The sequence below is a fragment of the Sphingomonas sp. AP28 genome (assembly GCF_056680455.1).
On record NZ_CM155283.1, the window covers coordinates 1,201,840 to 1,225,126 of the forward strand.

22 protein-coding genes are annotated in these 23,287 nt (G+C 65.1%); 13 read left to right on the forward strand and 9 right to left on the reverse strand.

The window, feature by feature from the left end:
* The first annotated feature begins 53 nt into the window (after positions 1-53).
* From AC1MH0_RS05430 to AC1MH0_RS05445, 4 genes are all read left to right on the forward strand, one after another.
* Positions 54-1,004 (forward strand): Mrp/NBP35 family ATP-binding protein, encoded by a 951-nt coding sequence (locus AC1MH0_RS05430; RefSeq protein ID WP_480965033.1) that lies wholly within the window; start codon positions 54-56, stop codon positions 1,002-1,004.
* Between the two features lie 98 nt (positions 1,005-1,102).
* On the forward strand, positions 1,103-1,534 hold the full coding sequence (locus tag AC1MH0_RS05435; protein WP_480965034.1) for a CoA-binding protein: 432 nt from the start codon (positions 1,103-1,105) through the stop codon (positions 1,532-1,534).
* A gap of 55 nt (positions 1,535-1,589) precedes the next feature.
* Positions 1,590-1,925 (forward strand): hypothetical protein, encoded by a 336-nt coding sequence (locus tag AC1MH0_RS05440; RefSeq protein ID WP_480965035.1) that lies wholly within the window; start codon positions 1,590-1,592, stop codon positions 1,923-1,925.
* A gap of 10 nt (positions 1,926-1,935) precedes the next feature.
* Complete coding sequence (locus tag AC1MH0_RS05445) at positions 1,936-2,346, forward strand: hypothetical protein (RefSeq protein ID WP_480965036.1); 411 nt, start codon at positions 1,936-1,938, stop codon at positions 2,344-2,346.
* Positions 2,347-2,519: 173 nt separating this feature from the next.
* On the opposite strand, the gene AC1MH0_RS05450 is transcribed toward AC1MH0_RS05445, so the two are convergent.
* The gene (locus AC1MH0_RS05450) at positions 2,520-3,809 is read right to left on the reverse strand and encodes a homoserine dehydrogenase (protein WP_480965037.1); all 1,290 of its coding nucleotides are present in this window, start codon (positions 3,807-3,809) and stop codon (positions 2,520-2,522) included.
* A 91-nt stretch (positions 3,810-3,900) separates the two neighbouring features.
* Here AC1MH0_RS05450 and AC1MH0_RS05455 point away from each other — a divergent pair, with 91 nt between their 5' ends.
* Positions 3,901-6,648 (forward strand): [protein-PII] uridylyltransferase, encoded by a 2,748-nt coding sequence (locus AC1MH0_RS05455; RefSeq protein WP_480965683.1) that lies wholly within the window; start codon positions 3,901-3,903, stop codon positions 6,646-6,648.
* Positions 6,649-6,815: 167 nt separating this feature from the next.
* Here the strand turns inward: AC1MH0_RS05455 and AC1MH0_RS05460 are convergent, their stop codons facing one another.
* The 4 genes from AC1MH0_RS05460 to AC1MH0_RS05475 form a co-directional block, all read right to left on the reverse strand.
* Positions 6,816-9,731 (reverse strand): TonB-dependent receptor, encoded by a 2,916-nt coding sequence (locus AC1MH0_RS05460; RefSeq protein WP_480965038.1) that lies wholly within the window; start codon positions 9,729-9,731, stop codon positions 6,816-6,818.
* 532 nt (positions 9,732-10,263) lie between these two features.
* Entirely contained in the window at positions 10,264-10,794 is a 531-nt protein-coding gene (gene infC / locus AC1MH0_RS05465) for a translation initiation factor IF-3 (protein WP_031396176.1), read from the reverse strand.
* A 98-nt stretch (positions 10,795-10,892) separates the two neighbouring features.
* Positions 10,893-12,884 (reverse strand): threonine--tRNA ligase, encoded by a 1,992-nt coding sequence (gene thrS, locus AC1MH0_RS05470; protein WP_480965039.1) that lies wholly within the window; start codon positions 12,882-12,884, stop codon positions 10,893-10,895.
* Positions 12,885-12,959: 75 nt separating this feature from the next.
* On the reverse strand, positions 12,960-13,775 hold the full coding sequence (locus AC1MH0_RS05475) for an LD-carboxypeptidase (RefSeq protein WP_480965040.1): 816 nt from the start codon (positions 13,773-13,775) through the stop codon (positions 12,960-12,962).
* A 52-nt stretch (positions 13,776-13,827) separates the two neighbouring features.
* Here AC1MH0_RS05475 and AC1MH0_RS05480 point away from each other — a divergent pair, with 52 nt between their 5' ends.
* The 7 genes from AC1MH0_RS05480 (at position 13,828) to AC1MH0_RS05510 (ending at position 18,799) form a co-directional block, all read left to right on the forward strand.
* On the forward strand, positions 13,828-15,222 hold the full coding sequence (locus AC1MH0_RS05480) for a glutamate ligase domain-containing protein (RefSeq protein WP_480965041.1): 1,395 nt from the start codon (positions 13,828-13,830) through the stop codon (positions 15,220-15,222).
* Positions 15,223-15,246: 24 nt separating this feature from the next.
* Positions 15,247-15,501 (forward strand): DUF6356 family protein, encoded by a 255-nt coding sequence (locus tag AC1MH0_RS05485; RefSeq protein ID WP_480965042.1) that lies wholly within the window; start codon positions 15,247-15,249, stop codon positions 15,499-15,501.
* A 201-nt stretch (positions 15,502-15,702) separates the two neighbouring features.
* A complete protein-coding gene (locus AC1MH0_RS05490; RefSeq protein ID WP_480965043.1) occupies positions 15,703-16,110 on the forward strand; it encodes a hypothetical protein in 408 nt (135 codons plus the stop codon).
* Positions 16,107-16,310, forward strand: coding sequence for a helix-turn-helix transcriptional regulator (locus AC1MH0_RS05495; RefSeq protein WP_480965044.1), 204 nt, complete (start codon positions 16,107-16,109; stop codon positions 16,308-16,310). Before AC1MH0_RS05490 ends, AC1MH0_RS05495 begins: the two co-directional genes overlap by 4 nt.
* A 1-nt stretch (position 16,311) precedes the next feature.
* Positions 16,312-17,241 carry an alpha/beta fold hydrolase gene (locus AC1MH0_RS05500; RefSeq protein WP_480965045.1) on the forward strand — a complete coding sequence of 310 codons (930 nt, stop codon included), beginning with the start codon at positions 16,312-16,314 and terminating at the stop codon, positions 17,239-17,241.
* A 20-nt stretch (positions 17,242-17,261) separates the two neighbouring features.
* Positions 17,262-18,029: an alpha/beta hydrolase family protein gene (locus tag AC1MH0_RS05505; protein ID WP_480965046.1), complete on the forward strand. Its 768-nt coding sequence runs from the start codon at positions 17,262-17,264 to the stop codon at positions 18,027-18,029.
* On the forward strand, positions 18,026-18,799 hold the full coding sequence (locus tag AC1MH0_RS05510) for a tetratricopeptide repeat protein (protein ID WP_480965047.1): 774 nt from the start codon (positions 18,026-18,028) through the stop codon (positions 18,797-18,799). The genes AC1MH0_RS05505 and AC1MH0_RS05510 overlap by 4 nt, the downstream gene beginning before the upstream one ends.
* 44 nt (positions 18,800-18,843) lie before the next feature.
* Here the strand turns inward: AC1MH0_RS05510 and AC1MH0_RS05515 are convergent, their stop codons facing one another.
* Positions 18,844-19,953 (reverse strand): fatty acid desaturase family protein, encoded by a 1,110-nt coding sequence (locus AC1MH0_RS05515; protein WP_480965684.1) that lies wholly within the window; start codon positions 19,951-19,953, stop codon positions 18,844-18,846.
* Positions 19,954-20,129: 176 nt separating this feature from the next.
* Here AC1MH0_RS05515 and AC1MH0_RS05520 point away from each other — a divergent pair, with 176 nt between their 5' ends.
* Entirely contained in the window at positions 20,130-21,281 is a 1,152-nt protein-coding gene (locus AC1MH0_RS05520) for an N-acetyltransferase (protein ID WP_480965048.1), read from the forward strand.
* A gap of 121 nt (positions 21,282-21,402) precedes the next feature.
* Here the strand turns inward: AC1MH0_RS05520 and AC1MH0_RS05525 are convergent, their stop codons facing one another.
* The 3 genes from AC1MH0_RS05525 to xth are packed head-to-tail and all read right to left on the reverse strand — an operon-like array spanning position 21,403 to position 23,285.
* Positions 21,403-21,729: a hypothetical protein gene (locus tag AC1MH0_RS05525; RefSeq protein ID WP_480965049.1), complete on the reverse strand. Its 327-nt coding sequence runs from the start codon at positions 21,727-21,729 to the stop codon at positions 21,403-21,405.
* A complete protein-coding gene (locus tag AC1MH0_RS05530; protein ID WP_480965050.1) occupies positions 21,730-22,518 on the reverse strand; it encodes a transporter in 789 nt (262 codons plus the stop codon).
* Positions 22,515-23,285: an exodeoxyribonuclease III gene (gene xth, locus AC1MH0_RS05535; protein WP_480965051.1), complete on the reverse strand. Its 771-nt coding sequence runs from the start codon at positions 23,283-23,285 to the stop codon at positions 22,515-22,517. Before xth ends, AC1MH0_RS05530 begins: the two co-directional genes overlap by 4 nt.
* Positions 23,286-23,287 lie beyond the last annotated feature (2 nt).

A 23,287-nucleotide genomic window follows, 5' to 3' on the forward strand; every position in this document is an offset into this window, starting at 1 on the left:
TGCGCTGGCGGAAAAACAGTGCCAAGCGGCCTTAGCGGTCCTATCTGGCGCGGATGATCGACATCGAAGGCGTAAAGGCGGCGGTCGCTGCAGTAGCGGGCAAGCGGGCGACCGTCCGGCTCGAAGGGACCCGAGCGGGCATCATCATCGACGCGACCGGGCTCGACCCGCAGGCGCGCGATGCGCTGGAGGCGACGGTGCGGATGGCCGCGACGCAGCCCGGCGTGACCGAAGTGCGGATCGCGGTGACAGCCGAACGCTCGACCCGCCGGCTGATCGCGGTCGCCAGCGGCAAGGGCGGCGTCGGCAAGTCGACGCTCGCGGCCAATCTTGCCATCGCGATGTCGCGTGCGGGTCGCCGCGTCGGGCTGGTCGACGCCGATATCTACGGTCCGTCGCAGCCCCGACTGATGAACGTCGAGGGCACACGCCCGACCGCGAAGGACAAGGTGCTCGACCCCGTCCCCACCCCGTACGGTGTGCCGCTATTGTCGATGGGCCAGCTCGTCGAGCCGGGCAAGGCGATCGCCTGGCGTGGGCCGATGGCGGCGGGTGCGCTCGGCCAGCTGGTCGAGGCGGACTGGGGCGTGGCCGATACGCTGGTGCTCGATCTCCCCCCCGGCACCGGCGACGTCCAGCTGACGATGGTCCAGAAATACCGCCCCGCAGGCGCGGTGATCGTCTCGACCCCGCAGGATCTCGCGCTGATCGACGCCCGCCGCGCGATCGACCTGTTCGAAAAGGCGGGCATCCCGATCATCGGCCTCGTCGAGAACATGGCCGGCTATGTCTGCCCACATTGCGGCGAAGCGTCGGACCCATTCGGCAATGGCGGCGCAGAGGCGGCAGCGCGCGAACTCGGCATCCCGTTCCTCGGCCGCGTGCCGTTGACGATCTCGATCCGTACAGCCTCCGATGCTGGCACGCCGCCGGCCTCGAACCCGGACGATATGATTTTCATGCCGATCGCGGCTCAGGTCGTCGCATGGCTCGTAAAACTGTGAAACCCGCAGGCCTGATCCACGTTGTGTAATTACCGGTCGTACCCGACGCGTAGAGTCGCGGTACGAGCGGACCAGGTTTCTTCTCGCAGGAGGCATCGATGCCGTTGACCGCCGATGCCGACATCAAGTCTTTACTCGAAAATGCGCGCACGATCGCGATGATCGGCGCCTCCGACCGCCCGGATCGCCCCTCTTACGGCGTGATGGCCAAGCTTCAGGCGCATGGCTACCGCGTGATCCCGGTCAACCCTCAGATCACCGGCGAGCATGTCCACGGCGAATTCGTGTTTCGCGACCTGTCGCAACTCGGCGATCCGATCGACATCGTCGACATCTTCCGCAACTCGGCCGCTGCGGGTGAGGCCGTCGATCAGGCGATCGCAGCCGGTGCCAAGGCGGTGTGGATGCAACTCGGCGTCATCAACGACGAGGCCGCGGCACGCGCCGAAGCCGCCGGCCTGCAAGTCGTCATGGACCGGTGCCCCGCGATCGATATCCCCAGGCTCGGGATCGCCAAGATCGAGCAATGACGCTTGCCCTCGCCGACGATCGCCGTCAGTCTGCGATCCTGTCCGGGAGGCGCCGATGCTCGCGATGTTGCTGTCGATGGTGATCGAGGACCCGCTGATGGCGACGGCAAAGGCCCGCATGGCCGCTGAGCAGCCCTGTATCCCGAGCGCCAACGAGACCGACATAACGATCTGCGGATTGCGCACCGCCGATCGATTCCGCGTACCGTTCATCGAGCACGATGTAGGAGATCCCAAACACGAGAGCGTCCGCAACGAGCGCACCCGCCTCCTCCACCGCACCTCGCCACTCGCCGATCTCAGCCCGTTCCAGGTCGGTGGTGGCATGGCGGGGGTGACGATGACCGTCGGCGGCGAAGGCGGCACCTCGTTCCGCAAGCCCGCGCCTTGAGGATCAGGTCATGCTCGCAATAATCCTCTCCGTGCTGCTTCAAGCCACCGCCACCCCGGTGACATCGCTTGCGCCCGAACGCTTCTCGATCCTCGTCGACCCGTGCGCCACGCAGACGAAGGACGGCAGCGAGATCATCGTCTGCGGCAAGTCCGCGACGTCCACCCCGCGCCTGCCGATGCGCGACGATCGAGGCCCGCCCGACCACCCGGTCGCCTCCAATCCCAACCTTAGCGGTCTCCGTGCGCTGGAATTGTCGACCACGCCCTGCGCGGCGCGGCAGGGTGGATGCCAGGTCGGCTTCGGCCCACCGATCGCCCCCATCGCGAAAGCCGCGGTAGGGTTGATCAAGAGCGCCCTCGCCAAGAAACCCGACAAACGCGGCCGCGTGCCGATCGTGCTGGACGATCCAAAGAACTGAGCGCCCTTCGGGTGAGCGATCTGTCCCGACGTTGCTTCCCCCGCGAGGGCAAAGACCCAGGCTCGGCTCCTGCCTTCACGGGAGAACACGGAAGAGCCAGTCGACTAGCAAGCGGTATGCTGACACACGTGAGTTTCCTTACGCTCCCTCCCAGGGAGGGGAGCAGAAGACCCTCAATCCAGAATATGCATCCACATCGGCTGCCCGACCAGGCTCTGCGACCCGCGTAGTTTCTCCAAAGCATGCGCAATCGAGCGTTCCGGGCTCTCGTGCGTTACGATCGCTACCAGCACGCTGCCATCGGCGATCGCCCCGCGCTGGATCAGGCTCTCGATCGACACGCCCGCATCCCGCATGGCCGCAGCGATCTCCGCCAGCACCCCGACCCGATCTGCCACGGTGAAGCGCAGATACGCACGCCCCCGCCGCTCTCCACTGTCGGCCTTGGGCGCTGCCGTAAGCGACACCACCGGCATCGCGAACGGCGGGCCGAACTCGCCGCGCGCGATGTCGATCAGGTCGGCCACTACCGCGCTCGCGGTCGGGCCATCGCCCGCACCCGCACCCTGAAACAACAGGCGGCCGACGAAATTACCTTCCGCCACGACCGCGTTCAGAGAGCCGGTAACGTGCGCAAGCGGATGATCGATCGGCACCAGATGCGGATGGACGCGCTGGAACAGTCCGTCCGCCCCAGCTTCCGCCAGCCCGAGCAGCCGCACGCGATACCCCAAAGCCGCCGCCTCGGCGATGTCCGCCCCCAGCAGATGCCGGATGCCGCTGATCGCAACGTCGTCGAACGCCGGCTGCGTCCCGAACGCGACCGCCGCTAGGATCGACAGCTTGTGCGCTGCATCGACGCCATCAATGTCGAAGCTGGGATCGGACTCGGCAAACCCCAGCGCCTGAGCTTCGGCAAGCACCTCGGCAAAGTCGCGCCCTTCCGATTCCATCTTCGACAGGATGAAATTGCAGGTACCGTTGAGGATGCCGTAGACGCGGGCAATCTCGTTCGCCGCAGCACCTTCGCGCAGCCCCTTGATGACCGGAATGCCCCCCGCGACGGCCGCCTCGAACTTCAACGCGACGCCCGCCCCTTCGGCTGCCCGCGCGAGTTCCAGGCCGTGATGCGCGATCATCGCCTTGTTCGCCGTGACGAAACTCCGCCCCGCCCCCAGCGTGCTCCGCGCAAGCGTCAGCGCCGGACCATCGGAGCCCCCAATCAGCTCCACCACGACATCCGCACCCGGCTGTTTTGCCAGCGCCGTCGTGTCGTCGACCCACGCGAACCGCGACAGATCGACGCCACGATCCTTGCCCCGATCACGCGCCGAAACCGCGACGATCTCGATCTCGCGCCCGGCCCGCCGCGCAATCAACTCGCGGTTCGCATCCAGCAATCGAATAACACCGCCGCCAACGGTCCCCAGACCCGCAAGGGCCACGCGCAATGGTTCGCTCATTTTCGTCCTCCACTCGGGCGTCCGGTTACGTTTCGGGGACCATTTGCGCAATCCTGATGACGCACGCGACCGGCGCGCCTATCTGGGCGTCATGTCCGGCCGCTTCGATCACCTCCCCAACCGTCGCACGATCATCGATCGTCGCGCCGTCGCCGAAACCATAGCCGCGCTGGAGGGCGTTGATCCGACCGCGCTGCGCCGCGACGCGACCACGCTGTTGAAGGCAGCGCTGGAGAAAGGTCGGGTAGAAGTCGAACGTCGCCTCGTCGAACATCCATCGCGCGGGTTGGAAGCGTCCAGCGCGCAGGCCTATCTGATTGACGCACTGCTCCGCATCCTGTTCGATTTCACGACCCAGCGGCTCTACCCCCTGCCCAATCCCACTTCGGGCGAGCGCCTCACGCTGATCGCCGTCGGCGGTTACGGCCGCGCGGAAATGGCGCCGCATTCGGACGTCGACATTGGCTTCCTGACCCCCGGCAAGCAGACGCCCTGGGCCGAGCGCGTCATCGAATCGATGCTGTACGCGCTATGGGATCTCGGGCTGAAGCTCGGCCAGTCCAGCCGCTCGCTCGACGAGATGGTCCGCCAGGCCAAGAGCGACGTCACCGTCCGCACTGCGCTGCTCGAAGCGCGCTACGTCTGCGGTGACACCGACCTCTACGAACAGGCGTCGCACCGCTTCAAGACCGAGGTCCAGGCCGACACCGCGCGCACCTTCATCGCCGACAAGCTCGCCGAACGCGACGCGCGCCACCGCAAGATGGGCGACACGCGCTATGTCGTCGAACCCAACGTCAAGGAGGGCAAGGGCGGCCTGCGCGATCTTCACGCGTTGTTCTGGATCGGCAAATACATCTACGACGTCCAGCGCGCCGCCGAACTGGTCGAGGTCGGGCTGTTCACCAAGGCGGAATACCGGCTATTCCACCGCGCCGACAATTTCTTCCAGGCGGTCCGATGCCACCTTCATAGCATCACTGGCCGCGCCGAGGATCGGCTGACGTTCGACCTGCAACGCGAGATCGCCGACCGGATGCGCTTCTCCGACCGCCCCGGCAAATCGAAGGTCGAGCGCTTCATGCAGTTCTATTTCCTGCAGGCAAAGACCGTCGGCACGCTCAGCGGCGTCTTCCTCGCGCACCTCGACGAAAAGTTCGCTGCCCGCGGACGGCGTTTCGGCCTGCCGACGATCCGCCGGTCGCCGCGCAAGCTCAACGGCTTCGTGCTCGATCGCGGACGCCTCGCGCTGCCCAGCGACGACTTCTTCCGGGCCGATCCCGAACGCCTGATCGAGATCTTCCAACTCGCCGACAAGCACGGTGTAGAGATCCACCCGCTCGCCATGCGCGCCGCCGCGCGGGATGCCAAGCTGGTCGATGACGTCCGCAACAGCCCCTCCGCGAACGCCCTGTTCCTCGATGTACTGACCTCGCCGCGTGATCCCGAACTCGTGCTGCGCTGGATGAACGAAGCCGGCGTGTTCGGCCGCTTCGTGCCCGATTTCGCGCGCGTCGTCGCACAGATGCAGTTCGACATGTACCACCACTACACCGTCGACGAACACACGATCCGCGCCATCGGCCTGCTCGCGCGGATCGAAAGCGGTACCCTCAAGGAGGACCACCCGCTCGCCAGTGCGATCTTCGAACAGATCGTGTCGCGGCGCGCGCTCTACGTCGCGGTCCTGCTGCACGACATCGCCAAGGGCCGTGGCGGCGATCATTCGATCCTCGGCGCGGAGGTGGCACAGCGCCTGTGCCCCCGCTTCGGCCTGACGCCTGCCGAGACAGAGACGGTTGCTTGGCTGGTACGCTGGCACCTGCTGATGTCGGCGACCGCGTTCAAGCGCGACCTCAGCGACTTCAAGACGATCCTCGATTTTTGCGATGTGGTGCAGAGCCCGGAGCGCCTCCGCCTGCTGCTGACCCTGACGATCGTCGACATTCGCGCGGTCGGACCCGGCGTGTGGAACGGTTGGAAACGCCAGCTGCTCGGCGACCTGTACGAATCAGCCGAGGAAGTGCTGCGGCTGGGCCACAAACAGAAGGGTCGCGCCGAGCGGATCGCCGCCAAGCAGCAGCATCTGCGGGACGCGCTCGGCTGGGGCGAGGATTCGTTCGCAACGCTCGTCCACCGGCTAACCGAAGCCTATTGGATCGCGGAACCCGAAGACGTGCTGGCGCACAACGCCCGCTTCCTGGCGACCACGGGCAACGCGCAGCTCGCGATCGATGCCCATGTTTATCCAGGGCGCGGCGCGACGTTGGTGACGATCTACGCGGCGGATCATCCGGGGCTGTTCTACCGCATCGCGGGTGCGATCCACGTTGCCGGCGGCAACATCATCGACGCGCGCATCCATACCACCCGCGACGGGATGGCGGTCGACAACTTCCTCGTCCAGGACCCTTTCGGGCGGCCGTTCGACGAGTCGGGGCAGCTTTCCCGCCTGAAGACTGCGATCGAGGATGCGCTCGCCAACCGCGGCAAGCTTGCCGACCGATTGGTGGCAAAGCCCCTTCCCCGGACGCGCGCGGAAGCGTTCGACATCGTCCCGAACGCGCTGGTCGACAACAAGGCGTCGAACCGGTTCACCGTGGTCGAGGTCAATGCTCGCGATCGGCCGGCACTGCTCAACCAGCTCGCCAACGCGCTGTTCCAGTCGAAGGTGACGATCCACTCCGCGCACGTCGCGACATATGGCGAGCGCGCAGTGGATACCTTCTACGTCACCGACCTGACCGGCGATCGGATCACCCAGCCCGCGCGGTTGAGGACGCTGGAGCGGCGGCTGCTGGCGGCAGCGGCAGGCGAAGAGATCGATCTGGCCGCTTAGCGCGCTTCCGGTTCTCCCGCGAAAGCGGGAGCCCAGGGTAACGGAGCGTGGCACCTGTAATCCTGGGCTCCTGCGTTCGCAGGAGAACAAGGGTTTTTTAGGGAGCTCGGGCACGAAAAAGCCGGCCCGCAGCGAACTGCGGGCCGGCTTTTCATTCAGTCACCCGATCAGAAGCGCGAGCGCAGCGTCAGGCCGTAGGTGCGTGGCTCGGCGAGGAATGCCGAGTACAGCGCGTTGCCGGTGCCGCCGAAGCGCTGCACGTTGGCCGAGGACCCGGCACCCTGGAACGGCGTGTTGAACGCGACTTGGATGTAGTTCTTGTTGAACACGTTCTGGGCCCAGAACTCGAGTGCCCAAGCCTGATCCTTGCCACGCAGGCCGACGCGCGCGTTGACCAGTGCAAAGCCATCCTGCTTCTTCTCGGGCGCAAGATCGGAGCCGGTGTTGTAGTCGGACGACAGTCGGCTATCGATGTAGAACAGACCAGACATGCCGTTCGAACCGATATCCGGCGTCCAGGCGAATGACGTCGTGACGACGTTCTTGGGGGCATTCGACAACTGGCTGCCCGGCAGCAGGAACAGTGCGCGGTCGAGTGCCTCGCCGGTTGTCGAGCTGCCGATCAGGTTCTTGCGGAAATGCGTATCGGCATAGGTGTAGCCCGCGGTGAACGTGACCTGCTTGATCGGCGACATCGTCGCTTCCAGCTCGACACCCTGCGAGATCACGCCCGGCTTCTTCGAGCGGTTCGTTGGGCACGTGCCGGTCTGCGCGCCGGTGACGGGGTTGAACCCGTTGTCGGTGTCGAGGCCGTTCAGATTGTCCTTACACGCTTCGACGTTCTGCACGACGAAGATCGAGCCGTTGAAGGTGTTCAGCTGGAAATCGGTGAACTCTTCACGGAATGCAGCGACGTTGAAGGTGAAGCCGCGCGTGTTGAACTTCGCACCGATCTCGTAATTGTTCACCTTCTCGGCGTTGAAGCGCAGGCCCGGTGCATCGGCATTGGTCCGCGCCGAAAGCACGCCGTTGACGCCGCCCAGATCCGAACGATCGAGGTTGTAGCCGCCGGCCTTGTAGCCCTTGGCGTACGACGCATAGGTCAGCAACTTGGTGAACGGCTTCCACGACAGGACCGCGGTGCCGGTGAACTCGCCATCGCCGAAGCTGTCGTTAAGGTTGAGGGCATTCAGCGCCGGGCTGGAGTTGCCCGTGCAGGTCAGCGTGACGATGCCTTGCGCGAACGCGGTCGCGCCGCTCTGCGACATGGTCAGCGGTGCCAGAGCAGCCTGCTGGATCGGACAGACCGTGTTGTTGTTGTTGAACTTCGCGTTGAACTTCTTCGTCTCGTGCGTGTAGCGCAGACCGCCTGTCAGCGACAACGTGTCGGTCAGGTGCAGGATGTTGTGCGTGAAGAACGCGTAGTTCTCGCTCTTCTGCCGGTAGATCGAGCCCGAGTCGCCGACGCTGTTCACGCCACCGCCGAGACCGACGCCACCGGTCAGTCGGTCGAGCGCCGACGTGATCAACGGACCCGCAAAGGCGCCGAACGCACCATTCAGCGTCGCTCGTCCGGCAGCGCTCAAGCAGCCCGGATTGTTCTGGTTCTGGAGCGCGGCAACCGGGCTGACCGTCGCGACGAGGCGGCAGGCGGCGAATTGCCCGTACTGCGCACCAAACGATGCGTTGTCGACAAGCTTGAGCTTCTCGTTCGAGTAGAAGCCGCCGACCAACCAGTCGAGCTTGTCGTTGAACAGCGAGCCCTGCAGGCGCGCTTCCTGCGTGAAGGTTTTGAACTGGCGATACGCGTTGCCGTCGGCTGCGCGGTGCGTCAGATCGATATTGGTATAGTCGATGTCGCTTGCGTTGCCCGACTTGTACTCGCGGTAGGCGGTGATGGAGGTGAAAGTCGCGCCGCCCAGATCCCAATCGGCCTGCAGCGAGCCGCCGTAATCCTTGGTCAGGTTGCGATAGGTCTGTCCGGGCGTGACCGCGACGTCACGGCTGTACGGGTTCGGCGTGTTGCCGGCCAGCGGGAAGACAGCGCCCTGGCGACGTAGGATGTCGACGATGCGATTGCTGGTGTTGTTGACGACAGCGCCGTCGGTGTTGACCGTCGCGAAAAACGGCGCGACGCCGGCTGCGTTAGCCGTTGGATCGGTCGTCTCGACCTGATTGTAATAAACCGCGCCGCAGCAGCTTTCCTTGCGGTGTGAATAGTCGCCGATCAGGCGGAAGCTCAAGGTATCGGTCGGCTTGAACAGCAACTGGCCGCGGACAAAATACCGATCGCGGTCGTTGACGCGGCTCTCGCTGCCGTTCGCCGCGGTGACGTTCTTGTAGAAGCCGTTGCGGTTCACATAGACGCCGTCGACCCGGAACGCGAGCTTCTCGGCGATCAACGGCCCGGTGATGCCGCCGGCAAGCCGCTTCTGATCGTAATTGCCATAGGTCGCCTCGGCATTGCCATGCCAGTCGAACTCGGGCGACCGTGTGATGATGTTGATCAAACCCGCCGACGCATTACGCCCGAACAGAGTACCCTGCGGCCCGCGCAGCACCTCGACGCGGTCGATCTCGCCCAGTTCGTTGAGACCGACGCCGGTGCGGCTGCGATAGACACCGTCGATGAAGACCGCGACCGAGCTTTCGAGGCCGGGATTGTCGCCGACCGTACCGATACCACGAATACGTGCAGAGGCGTTGGACTCGTTGCCCGTCGACGAAATGAGCAGCGACGGTGCGAGCTGGTTGAGCGAACGGATGTCGCTGCCGCCTGAGTTCTGCAACGCTTCCTGCCCCACTGCGGAAACCGCGATCGGGACGTTCGACAAACGCTCCGAACGGCGGGTTGCGGTGATGATGATGTCGCTCGAATTACCGGTCGTATCGGCTGCGGCGCTGGCGGCACGCGTCGTATCCGCGTCCGTCGCCCCGTTGGTCTGGCCAGCGACCGCCCCGCTTGCGGTTGCCTGTGACGGGGTGGTCTGCGCTTCCACGGTGGTGGTCGCCTGCTGCGCGAAAGCCGGCGTGACGATCGCCGCGGTCGCAACGGCGGACAACAGATATGCGGTCATACGCATCGGCATTCTCTCCCTGACCATTCGAGTTTTTCGAATTTGTGGTTTGGAGCGTAATAGAGAGATACACACTGATACGTCTAGTGATTTCCGCATACGGAAACCGGTTTTTTGAACATTGTGTCTCCAAACCGCCACATAGTGACAGACAGCAAACCCTAGTTTCAAATCGCAACTGTTTTCGGTGGCGGTTCGGCAGGACGACGGGGGTGCGGTGGATGGCGGGGCGGGTAACAGCGCGTGTGACTTTGCCAAGTTCGCAGATGTACCCTCTTCCGGTTTCCTTTCCTGCAAAGGCGTGAGTGAGGCGGGTCGGTTTCTTTGCGTTCAGGGCTCGGGGATGAAAGTTGCCGACCCACCCTTACCCCTCCCTTCCATGGAGAGGCGAGACGGGTAGATGGCTGTTGGTTGGCGCCTCACGGTATGCTGAATTAAGTTCAAGCTTGCCACGCCCCCGCACGAAAAAGGCCGGCGGGTCCCTTGGGACCGACCAGCCTTCAACTCTCTCGCAGTAGCGGCCGAAACCGCGTTCGGGCTACTTCGGCGCGAGGACCATCAGCATCTGACGGCCTTCCATGCGTGGATACGCCTCGATCTTGGCGATCTCCGCGACGTCGTCCTGAACGCGCTTCAACAGGTTCATGCCGAGCTGCCCGTGGCTGAGTTCGCGACCGCGGAAGCGCAGCGTGATCTTGACCTTGTCGCCCTCGCCAATGAAGTCATTCACCTTCTTCATCTTCGTGTCGTAGTCATGGTCGTCGATGTTCGGACGCATCTTGATCTCCTTGATCTCCTGCGTCTTCTGCGACTTGCGTGCGAGGTTCGCCTTCTTCTGCGCCTCGTACTTGAACTTGCCGACATCGAGGAACTTGGCGACGGGCGGATCGGCGTTAGGCGACACTTCGACCAGGTCGAGGCCATGCTCGGCTGCCTGCTCGATCGCTTCGCGCGTGTACATCACGCCCAGATTCTCGCCCTCGTGATCGATCACGCGGACCTTCTGGCTCTGGATGAATTCGTTAAATCGCGGGCCGTTCATTGCGGGCGTCTGCATCGGCCGGCGCATCGTGGGAGGACGTATGGGGTTTGCTCCTGAAGTTTCTGACAATATTTGGGCCGGCGTATAGCGCAGAAACCCGCGCTCGGAAAGCCGGCCCCGTTGGATCACATATCGGGTGCGCGAGCCTCGTCCGCAAGACGCGCGATAGCCTCGTCGAGCGTCAGGATGGTCTGGGCCTGGCTGCCGAGCGTGCGCAGCGCAACCTTGCCCTCCTCGGCCTCGCGCTTGCCGACGACCAGCAGGTTCGGCACCTTCGCCAGCGAATGCTCGCGCACCTTGTAGTTGATCTTCTCGTTGCGCAGATCCGTTTCGACCCGGATGCCTGCCGCCTTCAGCTTCGCCGCAACTTCCAGCGCATAGTCGTCGGCATCCGACACGATCGTCGCGACGACCGCCTGCACCGGCGCGAGCCAAAGCGGGAAGCGGCCGGCATGATGCTCGATCAGGATGCCGATGAAGCGCTCGAACGTGCCGAGGATCGCGCGGTGGAGCATTACCGGGCGATGCCGTTCGCCGTCCGCGCCGACGTACGACGCGTCGAGTCGCTCGGGCAGCACGCGGTCCGACTGGATCGTGCCGACCTGCCAAGTCCGGCCGATCGCGTCGGTCAGGTGGAATTCGAGCTTCGGCGCATAGAACGCGCCCTCACCCGGCAGTTCCTCGAAGTTCGCCTTGATCGTGTCGCTCAGGCCCGACTGCATCACTGCCTCGCGCAGCTCCGCCTCGGCCTTGTCCCACATCGAATCTTCGCCGAACCGCTTCTCGGGGCGCAGCGCGAGCTTCACCGCGTAATCGTCGAAGCCGAGGTCGTTGTAGACGCTGTCGAGCAGCTCGCAGAACTTGCGCACTTCCTCGACCAGCTGATCCTCGCGAACGAAGATATGCGCGTCGTCCTGCGTGAACTGGCGGACGCGCATGATGCCGTGCAGCGCGCCATGCGGCTCGTTGCGGTGGCAGCAGCCGAACTCGGCCATCCGGATCGGCAGATCGCGGTACGACTTGATCCCCTGCTTGAAGATCAGCACATGCGCCGGGCAATTCATCGGTTTCAGCGCCATCAGGTCGCCTTCGCCCGACAACACTGCGCCCTCGTCCTCGACGTTCGGGATCTCGTCGGGCACGACGAACATGTTCTCCCGGTACTTGCCCCAATGGCCCGACTGCTCCCACTGCTTGGCGTCCATCAGCTGCGGGGTCTTGACCTCGGCATAGTCGGCGGCATCGAGACGGCGGCGCATATACGCCTCCATCTGGCGCCAGAGCACGAAGCCCTTGGGATGCCAGAACACCGAGCCCTGTGCTTCGGACTGGAGGTGGAACAGGTCCATCTCCGCGCCAATCTTCCGATGATCTCGCTTGGCGGCTTCCTCGAGACGGAAGAGATGCTGGTCGAGCTGCTTCTTGTTGAGCCAGCCAGTGCCGTAGATGCGGCTCAGCATCGCGTTCTTCTGGTCGCCGCGCCAATACGCACCGCTGACGCGCGTCAGCTTGAACGCGGCGGGGTCGAGCTTCCCGGTCGACGCCATGTGGGGCCCGCGGCACATGTCGAGCCACTCACCCTGGCGGTAGATCGTCAGTTCCTCGCCCTCGGGCAGTTCGGCGGCCCATTCGGCCTTGAAGCTCTCGCCCTGCTGCGTCCAGCGATCGATCAACTGCTGGCGCGACCAGACCTCGCGCAGGAACGGCTCGTTCCGGGCGATGATCGCGCGCATCTCGGCTTCGATCGCGGGCAGGTCCTCCTCGGTGAACGGGCGGTCCTTCGGCGCGAAGTCGTAATAGAAGCCGTCGTCGGTCGCGGGGCCGAAGGTGATCTGCGTACCGGGGAACAGGTGCTGGACTGCCTCTGCCATGACGTGCGCAAGATCGTGGCGGACGAGCTCGAGTGCATCCGCCTCGTCGCGTGCGGTCACCAGCGCGAGTGCGGTATCGCCCTCGAACGGCCGGTTGAGATCGCGCACCTGCCCGTCGATGCGCGCGGCGAGCGCCGCCTTGGCGAGGCCCGGCCCGATCGCGGCGGCGACATCCGCGGGGGTAGTCCCGGGCGCAACCTCGCGGACGGAACCGTCGGGCAGCGTGATTCGGAACATGGCGGACATGGAGGACTTTCTGGTGTTGGAAGAGGCGCGGCTTATGCCGTCGCACACCCTATATAGGCAAGCCGGCGTCGAACGTCACGCTACCCCGAACGGGACGACATGGTTTGCCTGTGTGTGACCGACCTCCGCGCGGCCGAGATACGGCACGCCCATGTCGCGGCTCCACCGCACCATCATGTAGTCGAGCGTCTCGCCCCAGGGTGGATCGTTCTCCTGCACCGCCGTCACCGCACCGAGGCGCAGGCCGGCGATGCCTTTCAACTGCGTGGCGTTGGCGACTTTGAACAGCATGCGGTCGATCGCGTACATCGGCTCGGAAACCTCTTCGACGATCAGGACGTGATCGGTCAGGTCGGGCAGCCACGGCGTGCCGATCAGCGAGGTGATGATGCTGAGGTTGAACGCCGCGGAGGGGTGCCCGTTCAGTCCCGGCTCCAGCCCGGCCCGATCGCCGCGCACCATCCAGCCGAGTGATCGCGCGACCGTCGCTTCACCATCGTGGCGGTTGATGTCACTGACCATTGGCCCGTGGACAGGCCGGCCGATCCGCCGGGCGTAGAGTGCGCCGAGCAGGAAGCCTACGTCCGAATAGCCGAGATAGGTCTTGTGACGAGCGGCGCGGCCGAGTTCGGGCATGGCCATCGCCAGGATGCGGTTCGAGCCATAGCCGCCGCGCAGGAACCAGATCGCATCGAACGCCGGATCGTTGGCGTATTCGAGGAACGCCGCCGCCCGCCGAAAGTCGGAGCCGGCGAAGTGACCATCGGTCTCTAGGCATTGCGGGTGGAAGACGAGTTCGACCTCCGGGAACGCAGTGGCCGCGTAGGCGGTGATCTTGGGGATCGCCGCGGGATTGGTCCGGCTCGACGCGGCGAGGACACCGATGCGCATTGTTCGTGTTCCCGACCTTGCCCCGTTACCAAACCGCCCATATCGCGGGCCGATGGATATCAGCAAACCCTGTTTCTTCGTCGGCATCGGCGGCAGCGGCATGATGCCGCTCGCAATGATCCTCGCCGGCCGCGGCGCGACCGTTGCCGGCTCGGACCGCAACCTCGACCAGGGCCGCGTGCCTGCGAAGTTCGACGACCTCGCCGCCAAGGGCGTCGCACTTTTCCCGCAAGACGGCAGCGGGATCGTATCGGCCGACCAGCTCGTCATCGCTTCCGCGGCGATCGAGTCGACCGTGCCGGACTTGATCGCCGCGGATGCGTTCGGCTGTACCCGCTCGACCCGTGCGGCAATGCTGGCGTCGCTGTTCAACGACAGCCGGTTGCCGATCGGTGTCGCGGGGACGAGCGGCAAGTCGACCGTTACCGGCATGATCGGCTGGATCCTGCATGCCGTCGGGCGCGATCCGACGGTGATGAACGGGGCGGTGATGAAGAACTTCGCCACGCCTGACGCCCCGTTCGCGAGTGCGCTGGTCGGCGAGGGAGAGGCATTCGTCAGCGAGGTCGACGAGAGCGACGGGTCGATCGCGGGCTATGCGCCGAAGATCGCGGTGCTGAACAACGTCAGCCTCGACCACAAGTCGCTGGAGGAACTGCGACTGCTGTTCGGGGACTTCGTCGCCAAGGCCGAGACGGCGGTGGTGAACGCGAACGATCCCGATGCGGCGGCACTGGCCTCGCGGCTGCCGCGGGGTCAAATTACCACCTTTGCTATCGATGCTTCGGCCGATCTCCGGGCCGAGAATCTGAAGCCGGAACCGTTCGCTATCCGCTTCGACATCGTGTCGCGCGGCGTGCGGACGCCGGTGAAGCTGGCCGTGCCTGGGCGGCATAACGTGTCGAATGCGCTCGCGGCGATCGGGGCGGCGATGGCGGCGGACGTGTCGCTGGCCGATGCGGTGAAGGCGATTGCCGGGTTCACAGGTCTGCGTCGTCGCTTCGACCTCGTTGGCGAGGCCGGCGGGGTCGCGGTGATCGACGATTTCGGGCACAACCCGGACAAGATCGCCGCGACGCTCGACACGCTTCATGCGTTTCCCGGTCGATTGCTGCTGTTCTTCCAGCCGCATGGCTATGGGCCGTTGAAGGTCATGGGGCGCGAGTTGGTCGCGACGTTCGTCGAGCGGATGGCGGAGGACGATGTGCTCATCCTTCCCGACCCCGCTTATTACGGCGGGACGGTCACGCGGGAGGTCACCAGTGCGGACATCGTCGGGCAGATCGTAGAGGGTGGTCGGGACGCGCGGCATGTCGCCGACCGCGCCGAGGCCGCCGCGGCGCTGGTCGCGGAGGCGCGGCCGGGCGACCGGATCGTGGTGATGGGCGCGCGCGACGACACGCTGAGCGTGCTGGCGGCGGGGATGGTCGACGCTCTCGCCACCTGATACAGAGCAAGCAGGAGACCGCCCATGTTCCGCCGCCTGTTCCTCGACCACCCTGCCACCGTCGGGGAGAGCTATGTCGAGCATTTCGGCGTCGCCGGACGCTTCGGCATGACCATGATCAAGGGCGGCCTCGGCGCGCTGGTCCACGCGTTCATACCGGCGCTGTGCAAGACCCGCGGGAGCGACACGGTTGCCGAACTGCACCGCCAGATGGTGCTGAAGCGCGGCGCGGTCGCGGCGGATCAGACGCAGATGAAAACGGTCGAATTCATTATTTGACGATCTTTCGGAAGCCCGCCGGCTTCAAAGGTTAGGATAAAGTCACGCCCAGGACCCGTTCGCGGCTGGGTTGAGGCCGCCTGCCCCTTCGCCATCTCGGCGCTCCCCTACCGACGATTAGATTAGTTTATGTAAAGCGACGTTGACTCTTAACCCATGTAATGACAAGTTTCCTTTACTGATTCGAAAGGACACTTGACCATGCATAAGAGTCCCGCTCTCCGCCGGTACAATTACACTGTGCTGGGCCTCAGCCTCGTTTACATGGGCGCGCTGTTTGGCATCGTTGCTCTGTTCAGGACCCGTCCGCCCCATGGGGCCCTCGCGTACGCCGCCGCCATCCTGCCGGCGCTGCCACTGGTCGGAATTTTTCTGGCCTGGGGTCGCTATCTCACTGACGAGCCAGACGAATATATCCGAATGCTCACGATCCGACAGACGCTGATCGCGACTGGCTTCATGCTATCGGCGACGACGATCTGGGGATTTCTAGAAAGCTTCGGCTTGGCTGTGCACATCCCCGCCTATGCGGCGGGTATCCTATGGTTTGCCGGACTAATGCTGGGTGGTTGTGTCAATATCTTCGCGGTGAGGACCGGTCGCTCATGAAGAACCGCCTCAAGGTGCTGCGCGCCGAGCGGGACTGGAGCCAAGGCGACCTCGCCGACCGTCTCGACGTGTCGCGGCAGAGCGTCAATGCGATCGAGACGGGGCGCTACGATCCGTCGCTGCCGCTCGCGTTCAAGATCGCCGAACTGTTCGACCTCGCGATCGAGAATATCTTCACCAGCCCGTCGAAGGAGCCGTGACATGATTTCGCACTTCAAAGCTCGCCTTGCAGCGACCGCCGTGACGCTGATGATCGTCTTGAGTCCCGCCGCGAGCTACGCGCAGGCTGCGACGGCCGCCGCGCCGAAGGTCGATGCGAGCGAGACGCAGATGCCGCATATCTCGGTGCAGACGATCGGCAAGGGGACGCCCGTGATGCTCATTCCAGGGTTGTCGTCTCCCCGCGCGGTAGGGGCGGGCGTTGTCCCTGCCCTCGCCAAGTCGCACCGGGTGTATGTGGTGCAGGTCAACGGCTTTGGCGGTGACGATCCGCGCGCGAACCTGTCGCCGGGCATTCTCGATGGGATCGTCGGCGACCTGTGCACGCTCATTGCCCAGTCGAAGCTCGGCAAGCCGGCCATCGTCGGGCATTCGATGGGTGGGCTGGTGGCGCTGATGCTGGCCAAGGCGCATCCGGATGACGTCGGCAAGCTGATGATCGTCGATTCGCTGCCATATATCGGCGAGATCTTCGCGCCCGGCGCGACCGTGGCGGCGCTCGAACCACAGGCCAGAGCGATGCGCGCGGGCATGGCCGCGGCGTACGGGAAGCCGGCGAATCCGGCGGCGAACGAGGCGCTCGCCGCGCGCATGGCACTGAAGCCGAACTCACGCGCGGCGGTTGCCGCGTGGGCGGCGAAGGCAGATGCGCGAGTCTCGGCGCAGGCGATGTACGAGGACCTGACGACCGACCTGCGTCCCGACATGGCGTCGATCGCCGCGCCGATTACGCTGGTCTATCCTTGGAACGCGGTTGGGCCGACCAAGCTAGTCGCCGATGCGCTCTATCGGAAGGCCTACGCGACGGCGCCGCACGTAACCTTTGTCGATGTCGGCGATGCGGCGCATTTCGTGATGCTGGATCAGCCTGCCGCGTTCCAGGCTGCACTCGACGCCTTTCTCCGCGACTGAGGGGCGGCTAAGGTGTCGGAATGACCGATACCGCCACGCCGCCTGCACCGACGCCCCCCGCCAAGGAGCGCCCTCGCCTCGCCTATCATCACACCCCCGCGGCTGAGGGCGTGACCGGACCGACGATCGTGTTCCTCTCGGGCTATGCGTCCGACATGATGGGGACCAAGGCGGTGACGCTTGAGGCGTGGGCGAAGTCCGAGGGACGCGCGTTCCTGCGGTTCGACTATGGCGGGTGCGGGCAGAGCGAAGGCGCGTTCGAGGACCAGACGCTGGTCGACTGGCGCGACGACGTGTTGGCGATGATCGACGCGCTCGTCGAGGACTCCGCGGTCCTCGTCGGATCGTCGATGGGCGGCTGGCTGATGCTGCTGGCGGCGAAGATGCGGCCCGATCTGGTGAAGGGGCTGGTCGGCATCGCGCCGGCGCCGGACTTCACCGACTGGGGCTTCACCACCGACGAGAAGATGGCGCTGCTCAGCAACGGGCGGATCGAGCGCAAGAACCCCTATGGTCCCCAGCCGACCGTCTATACGCGCCCCTTCTGGTCGTCGGGCGAGGCCAACCGGCTGATGTTCGGCGAGATCGCGTTCGACGGCCCGGTCCGGCTGGTCCAGGGGCAGCGCGATCCGGACGTGCCGTGGCATCGTACCGCGCGCCTCGCCGAGCTGTTGCGTTCAGCCGACGTGCAGACGTGGCTGGTCAAGGACGGCGACCACCGCCTGTCGCGTGACAGCGACATTTCCCTCATCATCCGGGCGGTCGAGGATGTGATCGCCGCCTTATGATCCTGATAATGTTGCTTGCCGCTGTGCAGGCCGCCGCCCCCAGTGCCGCCACCGGTCCCGCCACCACCGGTCCCGTCGATGCGCAGGGCGATCGGTTCGCCCGGTGCGTCGCGCTGACGCAGAGCGACCCCGCCAGCGCGCGAGCCGAGGCGGGGCGCTGGCGAATCAGTGGGGGACGGTATTTCGCGCGGCAATGCGCCGGGCTCGCCTTCGCCGCCGAAAAGAATTGGCCGTCCGCGGCGGCCGAATTCGAGGAAGCGGCGCGGGAGGCTCAGATCGCGAAGGATACGCGCGCGGCCAATTATTGGGCGCAGGCCGGCAATGCCTGGCTCGCATCCGGACAGCCTGCCAAGGCGCGCGTTGCGCTCGATTCAGCGCTTACCGCGGGGTCGCTGACCGGACTGCCGCTGGGTGAGGCACAGCTCGACCATGCGCGGGCGCTGGTCGCCGCAGATGAACTGGATGCGGCGCGCAGCGATCTCGATCTCGCGCTGACGACCGCGGGCGCCGATCCGCTTGCGTGGCTGTTGTCGGCGACGCTCGCGCGGCGGATGGACAATTTGCCGCGCGCCAAGGCGGATATCGCGCAGGCCCTGAAGCGCTCGGCGGACGATGCGTCGGTGCAGTTGGAAGCGGGCAATATCGCCGCGCGGTCCGGCGACGAAGCGGCGGCGCGCGAAGCGTGGGGAACCGCCGCGAGACTGGCACCGACGAGCGATGTCGGGCGTAACGCGGTCACGGCGCTGAAGCAGTTCGACGCCGCGAAATAACAGGATGATCGGGCCAGTCGCGAACGACCGGCCCGATCGGGATATCAGCGGCGGACCATCGTGCTGCGCGCGATCTTGCTCACCAGACCGGGCAGACCAGGATAGCTCGCCTTGTGATACGGCGAGAGCGCGTCGAGTTCGGCGGTGATGCGGCGGTGAGCCTCGCCGAGTGCGTGGTAGGGTAGACCCGGCAACAGGTGATGCAGCGCATGGTAGCGCAGACCCACAGGTGCCCAGAGCGCGGGCAGCAGCGCCGGAGGCGGCACGTTGACCGTGTCGAGATACTGCGCGGTCACGGTCATCGGCTCGCCGTCATTCTCCCACAGATGCGCAACCAGCGTACGGACCTGGTTGAGGACCGCGAACGCCGAGGCGACCGCGAAGATCGTCACGAACGCGCGCAAGGGCAAAACGCCGGTCACGGTGATCGCGATCAGCGTGATCGCCCACAGGCTCGCAGCCGTCTCGAGCCGATCCCAATAGACCTTTGCCTCACCTTCGGGAGCGCGGCGGCGGAACTGCGGATTGATCGCAAGGGCCGAATAGCGCTCGACGATCATCGTCCGCAGCTTGGGCGACAGTAGCGAGATCGGCGACAGGATCGCGAACCGGATCAGCAGCGCGATCGGTGCGAGCGCCGACACGACGATGAACAGCGGCAGCGTCCACGGCTTCATGAGCGCGAGCGGCAGATATTCCGGATCCTCGACCGTGCCGTAGCGCGTCTTGGCGTGATGGAGATTGTGGACGCCCTCGTACATGAAGGACGGGGTCAGCAGCGGAATGCCGACGAGCACGTTCCAACCGAGCCGGAAGTTCGGCACGGAGGCGTGCTTCATGTGGCTGACCTCGTGAATGAAGCTCAACCCGCGGTATAGACCCAGCATTGCCACGATGCCGGCGACGATCACCACCGGCGTCGACGTCGAGGTGGCCGCCACTGCCAGTGCACCGTAGCCTACCACCATCGAGGCGATGAGGTCGGCCCAGTAGATCGCCGGACGCGGCTTCACCAGATCGCGCGTCAGGTCTGCGGCTGCGCGGAGCATCGCCTTGTCGTCGGCAACGCGCTCCATCCCTCCGACACGGGGCGAACCCGCGGGAATGGAAGCTGGAGCGGCCGTGCCGTGAGCGAGGCTGAGCGATGTGTCCATGGGCATGTCCATTGCCCGAAGATAGTGGCGGTACCGTGGCATTTACAGGTCGCGCGGAGCCGCCGTGCCGGAGGAAACCCGATCACTCTGACAGGGTCCTGCGATGACGCACGTGTCACTCGCCTTTATTCGCTTCGCTGGGTAGACACGCGCAACTGCGTATTTGGGAACACGACATGGCCAAGCTCATCATTCGACCGGTCGAGACCAAGAAGGACCGCAAGATCTTCATTGATCTGCCGTTTCGTCTCTATGCCGACGATCCCAATTGGGTGCCGCCTTTGAAGTCGGAAGCGCTGGGACTGATCACGCCCGAGAAGAACGGCTGGTTCAGCCATGCCAAGGCGCAGTTGTTCCTGGCCGAGGAGGACGGACGCGTCGTGGGGCGGATCTCCGCGCATATCGATACACTGGCGCTGACGATGCCGCCCGAGCAGGGGTTCGGGCCCGGCGTCGGCCAATGGGGGCTGATGGAAGCGGAGCGGCAGGACGTGTTCCAGGCGCTGCTGGAGCGCGCCGAGGCATGGCTGCGCGAGCAGGGCATGACGCGCGCGCTGGGGCCGATCAGCATGTCGATCTGGGAGGAGCCGGGCCTGCTGATCGACGGATACGACCATCCGCCGACGATCATGATGGGCCACGCCAAGCGCGAATATCGTGGCTGGATCGAATGGGCGCAGTACCGTCCGATCAAGCAGCTGATGACCTATGAGGTCGACGTCACCAAGCAGTTCCCGCCGATCGTCCAGCGCATCATCAAGTCGGGCGAGAAGAACACGCGGATCAGCGTCCGCAACGTCGACAAGACCAAGTTCGAGGAGGAGGCGGCGATCATCCTGTCGATCCTCAACGACGCGTGGCGCGACAATTGGGGATTCGTGCCGCTGACCCCGCCGGAGATCAAGGACGTGGGCGTGAAGCTGAAGCCGATCGTGTTCAACGACCTGATCCGGATTGCCGAGCTGGACGGCAAGCCGGTCGCGTTCATGATCACGCTGCCTGATCTGAACGAGGCGATCAAACCGCTCAACGGGAGCCTGTTGCCGTTCGGCTGGGCGAAGCTGTTGTGGTGGCTGCGCAAACCTAAGGTACGGACGGTGCGCGTGCCGCTGATGGGGGTGGTGAAGGAGTTGCAGGCGTCGCGGATGGCGAGCCAGCTGGCCTTCATGATGATCGAATATATCCGCCGCGCGTCGGTCGAGAATTACGGGGCGCAGCGCGCGGAGATCGGCTGGATCCTGGACGACAATCAAGGGATGCGGTCGATCGCCGAGACGATCGAGAGCCGGGTTAACAAGGTGTACCAGGTGTACGAGCGGGTGCTTTAGGGCGAGGCGGCGACATTCTTCCACCGAAGAACAGCGTGTTTCCCCGCGAAGGCGGGGATCCAGACTGGGCTCCCGCCTTCGCGGGAGAACAAGAAGGCTAAACCGACGGTTGTTGCTGCCCCTACTCCCGTTTCCCATTGCCGAACGGAAGTTTGAGGGTGACCGCAGCCCCCTGCCCGCTTGCGCCGGGTAGCTGCGTTCGGATCGCGTGGACATTCCCCTTGCCACCACCCGGCAGCCGGAACGACAGCTGGTCACTCCGCGGCGGCTGGACCGGATCGGCTAGCGTCGCCAGCCGTTGGTCGGTCGAACGCGCACAGACGACAATCTCGCCATCGGGGTCGGTCTGGACCGGACACGGCATCGTCGGCCTATCAAGCCGCTTGCGCAATTCGGGTGGAAGCGGTGGCCCGGCTACCGCTTGGAGCAGGAGCAGGCCGGCCAGCATCTAGAACCGCCGGGAAATGCCGGCGTAGACCCGCGCATCCGGCGTGTTCGCGTTCAACCCCGCCGCGCCGAATATGTCGAACTGGAGGTCGTCGTTCGCCATCCATGCGAGCGACAGCGCCGCGACCGCCTGCGTCTCATGCTCCTGCGGATCGTCGTCGCGGAGCGCCTGCATCTCGCCGGTAAGCGTGAAGGCCTTGTCGAGCTTCACCGCGAGGCCAGCGGTCGAACTGTACGCGAGATGCCGGCCGTCGCCGTCCTGATCGACCGCAGCATCGATCTCAGGTGTCAGATCGAGCGAGACCGTGTCGGAAATCTCGTAGGTCACGGGGACGAGGAACCCTGCGCCCCAATCGCCGGCGCCGATCGACGAGCGCCCGACCGGCAGCGTCACGAACGGCAGCACCGATACCGACAAGCCGGCGCCGTCGGGATTGTGGAGGTTCGCCTTCATCCCGAGCGACACGTCGCCGACACCGTTCACCGTATCGAGGCCGGTCGAAGCGCGCATCCGGTCGTGTCCGAACGGCGTCCAGCCGACCCGCGCCTCGATCGAGTCGCTCACGCCGACGCGAACCAGCGTGTCGCCGAACAGGATGTTGTCCTCGCGCGAGCCGGGCTGGTCGTCGCGCGTCCAGTCCGCGATCGACGTCTCGACCGAGATTTTCCCGGGCGCGATCGTGCAGGCGGGCGTGTCGATGCCAGGACGATCGGGGCAATATTCGCGGTCCTGCGCCATCGCAGCGCCGGACAGGCTCGCCAAAGCGATACCAAGAAGCAGCCGCTTCATCGCAGGCGGACCCAGGTCGGCGCATGATCGCTCGCCTTTTCGCGCCCGCGATAGGCCTTGTCGACGCCGGCATCGATCATCCGGTCGGCCGCCTGCGGGCTGAGCAGCAGATGGTCGATTCGGAACCCGGCGTCGCGCTGCCACGCGCCCGCCTGGTAATCCCAGAACGTCCAGACGCCACCCTTGGGGAATTGCGTGCGGAGCGCGTCGGTCCAGCCCTGTGCGACGAGCGCGCGGTAATGCTCGCGGCTTTCCGGTTGCATGAGCGCGTCGTCCTGCATCGCGCGGACCGAGAAGGTATCGTCGTCGTTGGCGATGACGTTGTAGTCGCCCGCGAGGATGGCCGGCTTTTCCTCCGCGAGCAGGACGCACGCGCGGGCCGCGAGGCGGTCCATCCAGCGGAGTTTATAGTCGAACTTCGGACCGGGCTGCGGGTTGCCGTTGGGCAGATAGAGCGCGGCGACGATCAGGCCGTCGACCTCCGCCTCGATGTAGCGGCTGTGCTCGTCCTCGGGCTCACCTTCGAGTCCCCGCTGGCGCACGACGGGCGTGCCGCTCTTGGCGAGGATCGCGACGCCGTTCCAAGCCTTCTGGCCGTGCCAGACTGCCCCGTATCCGGCGGCCTCGATGTCGGCGATCGGGAAGGTGTCGTCGCTCGACTTTAGTTCCTGGAGACAGACGATATCCGGCTGCGCCTCGACAAGATACTCGATCAGCCGCGGCAACCGCGCCTTGATGCCGTTGACGTTGTACGTGACGATTTTCATGG

What these genes read in the sequence shown, in the direction of transcription:
- AC1MH0_RS05430 (WP_480965033.1), top strand. Translation starts at nt 54, where the DNA reads ATGATCGACATCGAAGGCGTAAAGGCGGCGGTCGCTGCAGTAGCGGGC.
- AC1MH0_RS05435 (WP_480965034.1), top strand. Translation starts at nt 1,103, where the DNA reads ATGCCGTTGACCGCCGATGCCGACATCAAGTCTTTACTCGAAAATGCG.
- AC1MH0_RS05440 (WP_480965035.1), top strand. Translation starts at nt 1,590, where the DNA reads ATGCTCGCGATGTTGCTGTCGATGGTGATCGAGGACCCGCTGATGGCG.
- AC1MH0_RS05445 (WP_480965036.1), top strand. Translation starts at nt 1,936, where the DNA reads ATGCTCGCAATAATCCTCTCCGTGCTGCTTCAAGCCACCGCCACCCCG.
- AC1MH0_RS05450 (WP_480965037.1), bottom strand. Translation starts at nt 3,809, where the DNA reads ATGAGCGAACCATTGCGCGTGGCCCTTGCGGGTCTGGGGACCGTTGGC.
- AC1MH0_RS05455 (WP_480965683.1), top strand. Translation starts at nt 3,901, where the DNA reads ATGTCCGGCCGCTTCGATCACCTCCCCAACCGTCGCACGATCATCGAT.
- AC1MH0_RS05460 (WP_480965038.1), bottom strand. Translation starts at nt 9,731, where the DNA reads ATGCGTATGACCGCATATCTGTTGTCCGCCGTTGCGACCGCGGCGATC.
- infC (WP_031396176.1), bottom strand. Translation starts at nt 10,794, where the DNA reads ATGCGCCGGCCGATGCAGACGCCCGCAATGAACGGCCCGCGATTTAAC.
- thrS (WP_480965039.1), bottom strand. Translation starts at nt 12,884, where the DNA reads ATGTCCGCCATGTTCCGAATCACGCTGCCCGACGGTTCCGTCCGCGAG.
- AC1MH0_RS05475 (WP_480965040.1), bottom strand. Translation starts at nt 13,775, where the DNA reads ATGCGCATCGGTGTCCTCGCCGCGTCGAGCCGGACCAATCCCGCGGCG.
- AC1MH0_RS05480 (WP_480965041.1), top strand. Translation starts at nt 13,828, where the DNA reads ATGGATATCAGCAAACCCTGTTTCTTCGTCGGCATCGGCGGCAGCGGC.
- AC1MH0_RS05485 (WP_480965042.1), top strand. Translation starts at nt 15,247, where the DNA reads ATGTTCCGCCGCCTGTTCCTCGACCACCCTGCCACCGTCGGGGAGAGC.
- AC1MH0_RS05490 (WP_480965043.1), top strand. Translation starts at nt 15,703, where the DNA reads ATGCATAAGAGTCCCGCTCTCCGCCGGTACAATTACACTGTGCTGGGC.
- AC1MH0_RS05495 (WP_480965044.1), top strand. Translation starts at nt 16,107, where the DNA reads ATGAAGAACCGCCTCAAGGTGCTGCGCGCCGAGCGGGACTGGAGCCAA.
- AC1MH0_RS05500 (WP_480965045.1), top strand. Translation starts at nt 16,312, where the DNA reads ATGATTTCGCACTTCAAAGCTCGCCTTGCAGCGACCGCCGTGACGCTG.
- AC1MH0_RS05505 (WP_480965046.1), top strand. Translation starts at nt 17,262, where the DNA reads ATGACCGATACCGCCACGCCGCCTGCACCGACGCCCCCCGCCAAGGAG.
- AC1MH0_RS05510 (WP_480965047.1), top strand. Translation starts at nt 18,026, where the DNA reads ATGATCCTGATAATGTTGCTTGCCGCTGTGCAGGCCGCCGCCCCCAGT.
- AC1MH0_RS05515 (WP_480965684.1), bottom strand. Translation starts at nt 19,953, where the DNA reads ATGGACACATCGCTCAGCCTCGCTCACGGCACGGCCGCTCCAGCTTCC.
- AC1MH0_RS05520 (WP_480965048.1), top strand. Translation starts at nt 20,130, where the DNA reads ATGGCCAAGCTCATCATTCGACCGGTCGAGACCAAGAAGGACCGCAAG.
- AC1MH0_RS05525 (WP_480965049.1), bottom strand. Translation starts at nt 21,729, where the DNA reads ATGCTGGCCGGCCTGCTCCTGCTCCAAGCGGTAGCCGGGCCACCGCTT.
- AC1MH0_RS05530 (WP_480965050.1), bottom strand. Translation starts at nt 22,518, where the DNA reads ATGAAGCGGCTGCTTCTTGGTATCGCTTTGGCGAGCCTGTCCGGCGCT.
- xth (WP_480965051.1), bottom strand. Translation starts at nt 23,285, where the DNA reads ATGAAAATCGTCACGTACAACGTCAACGGCATCAAGGCGCGGTTGCCG.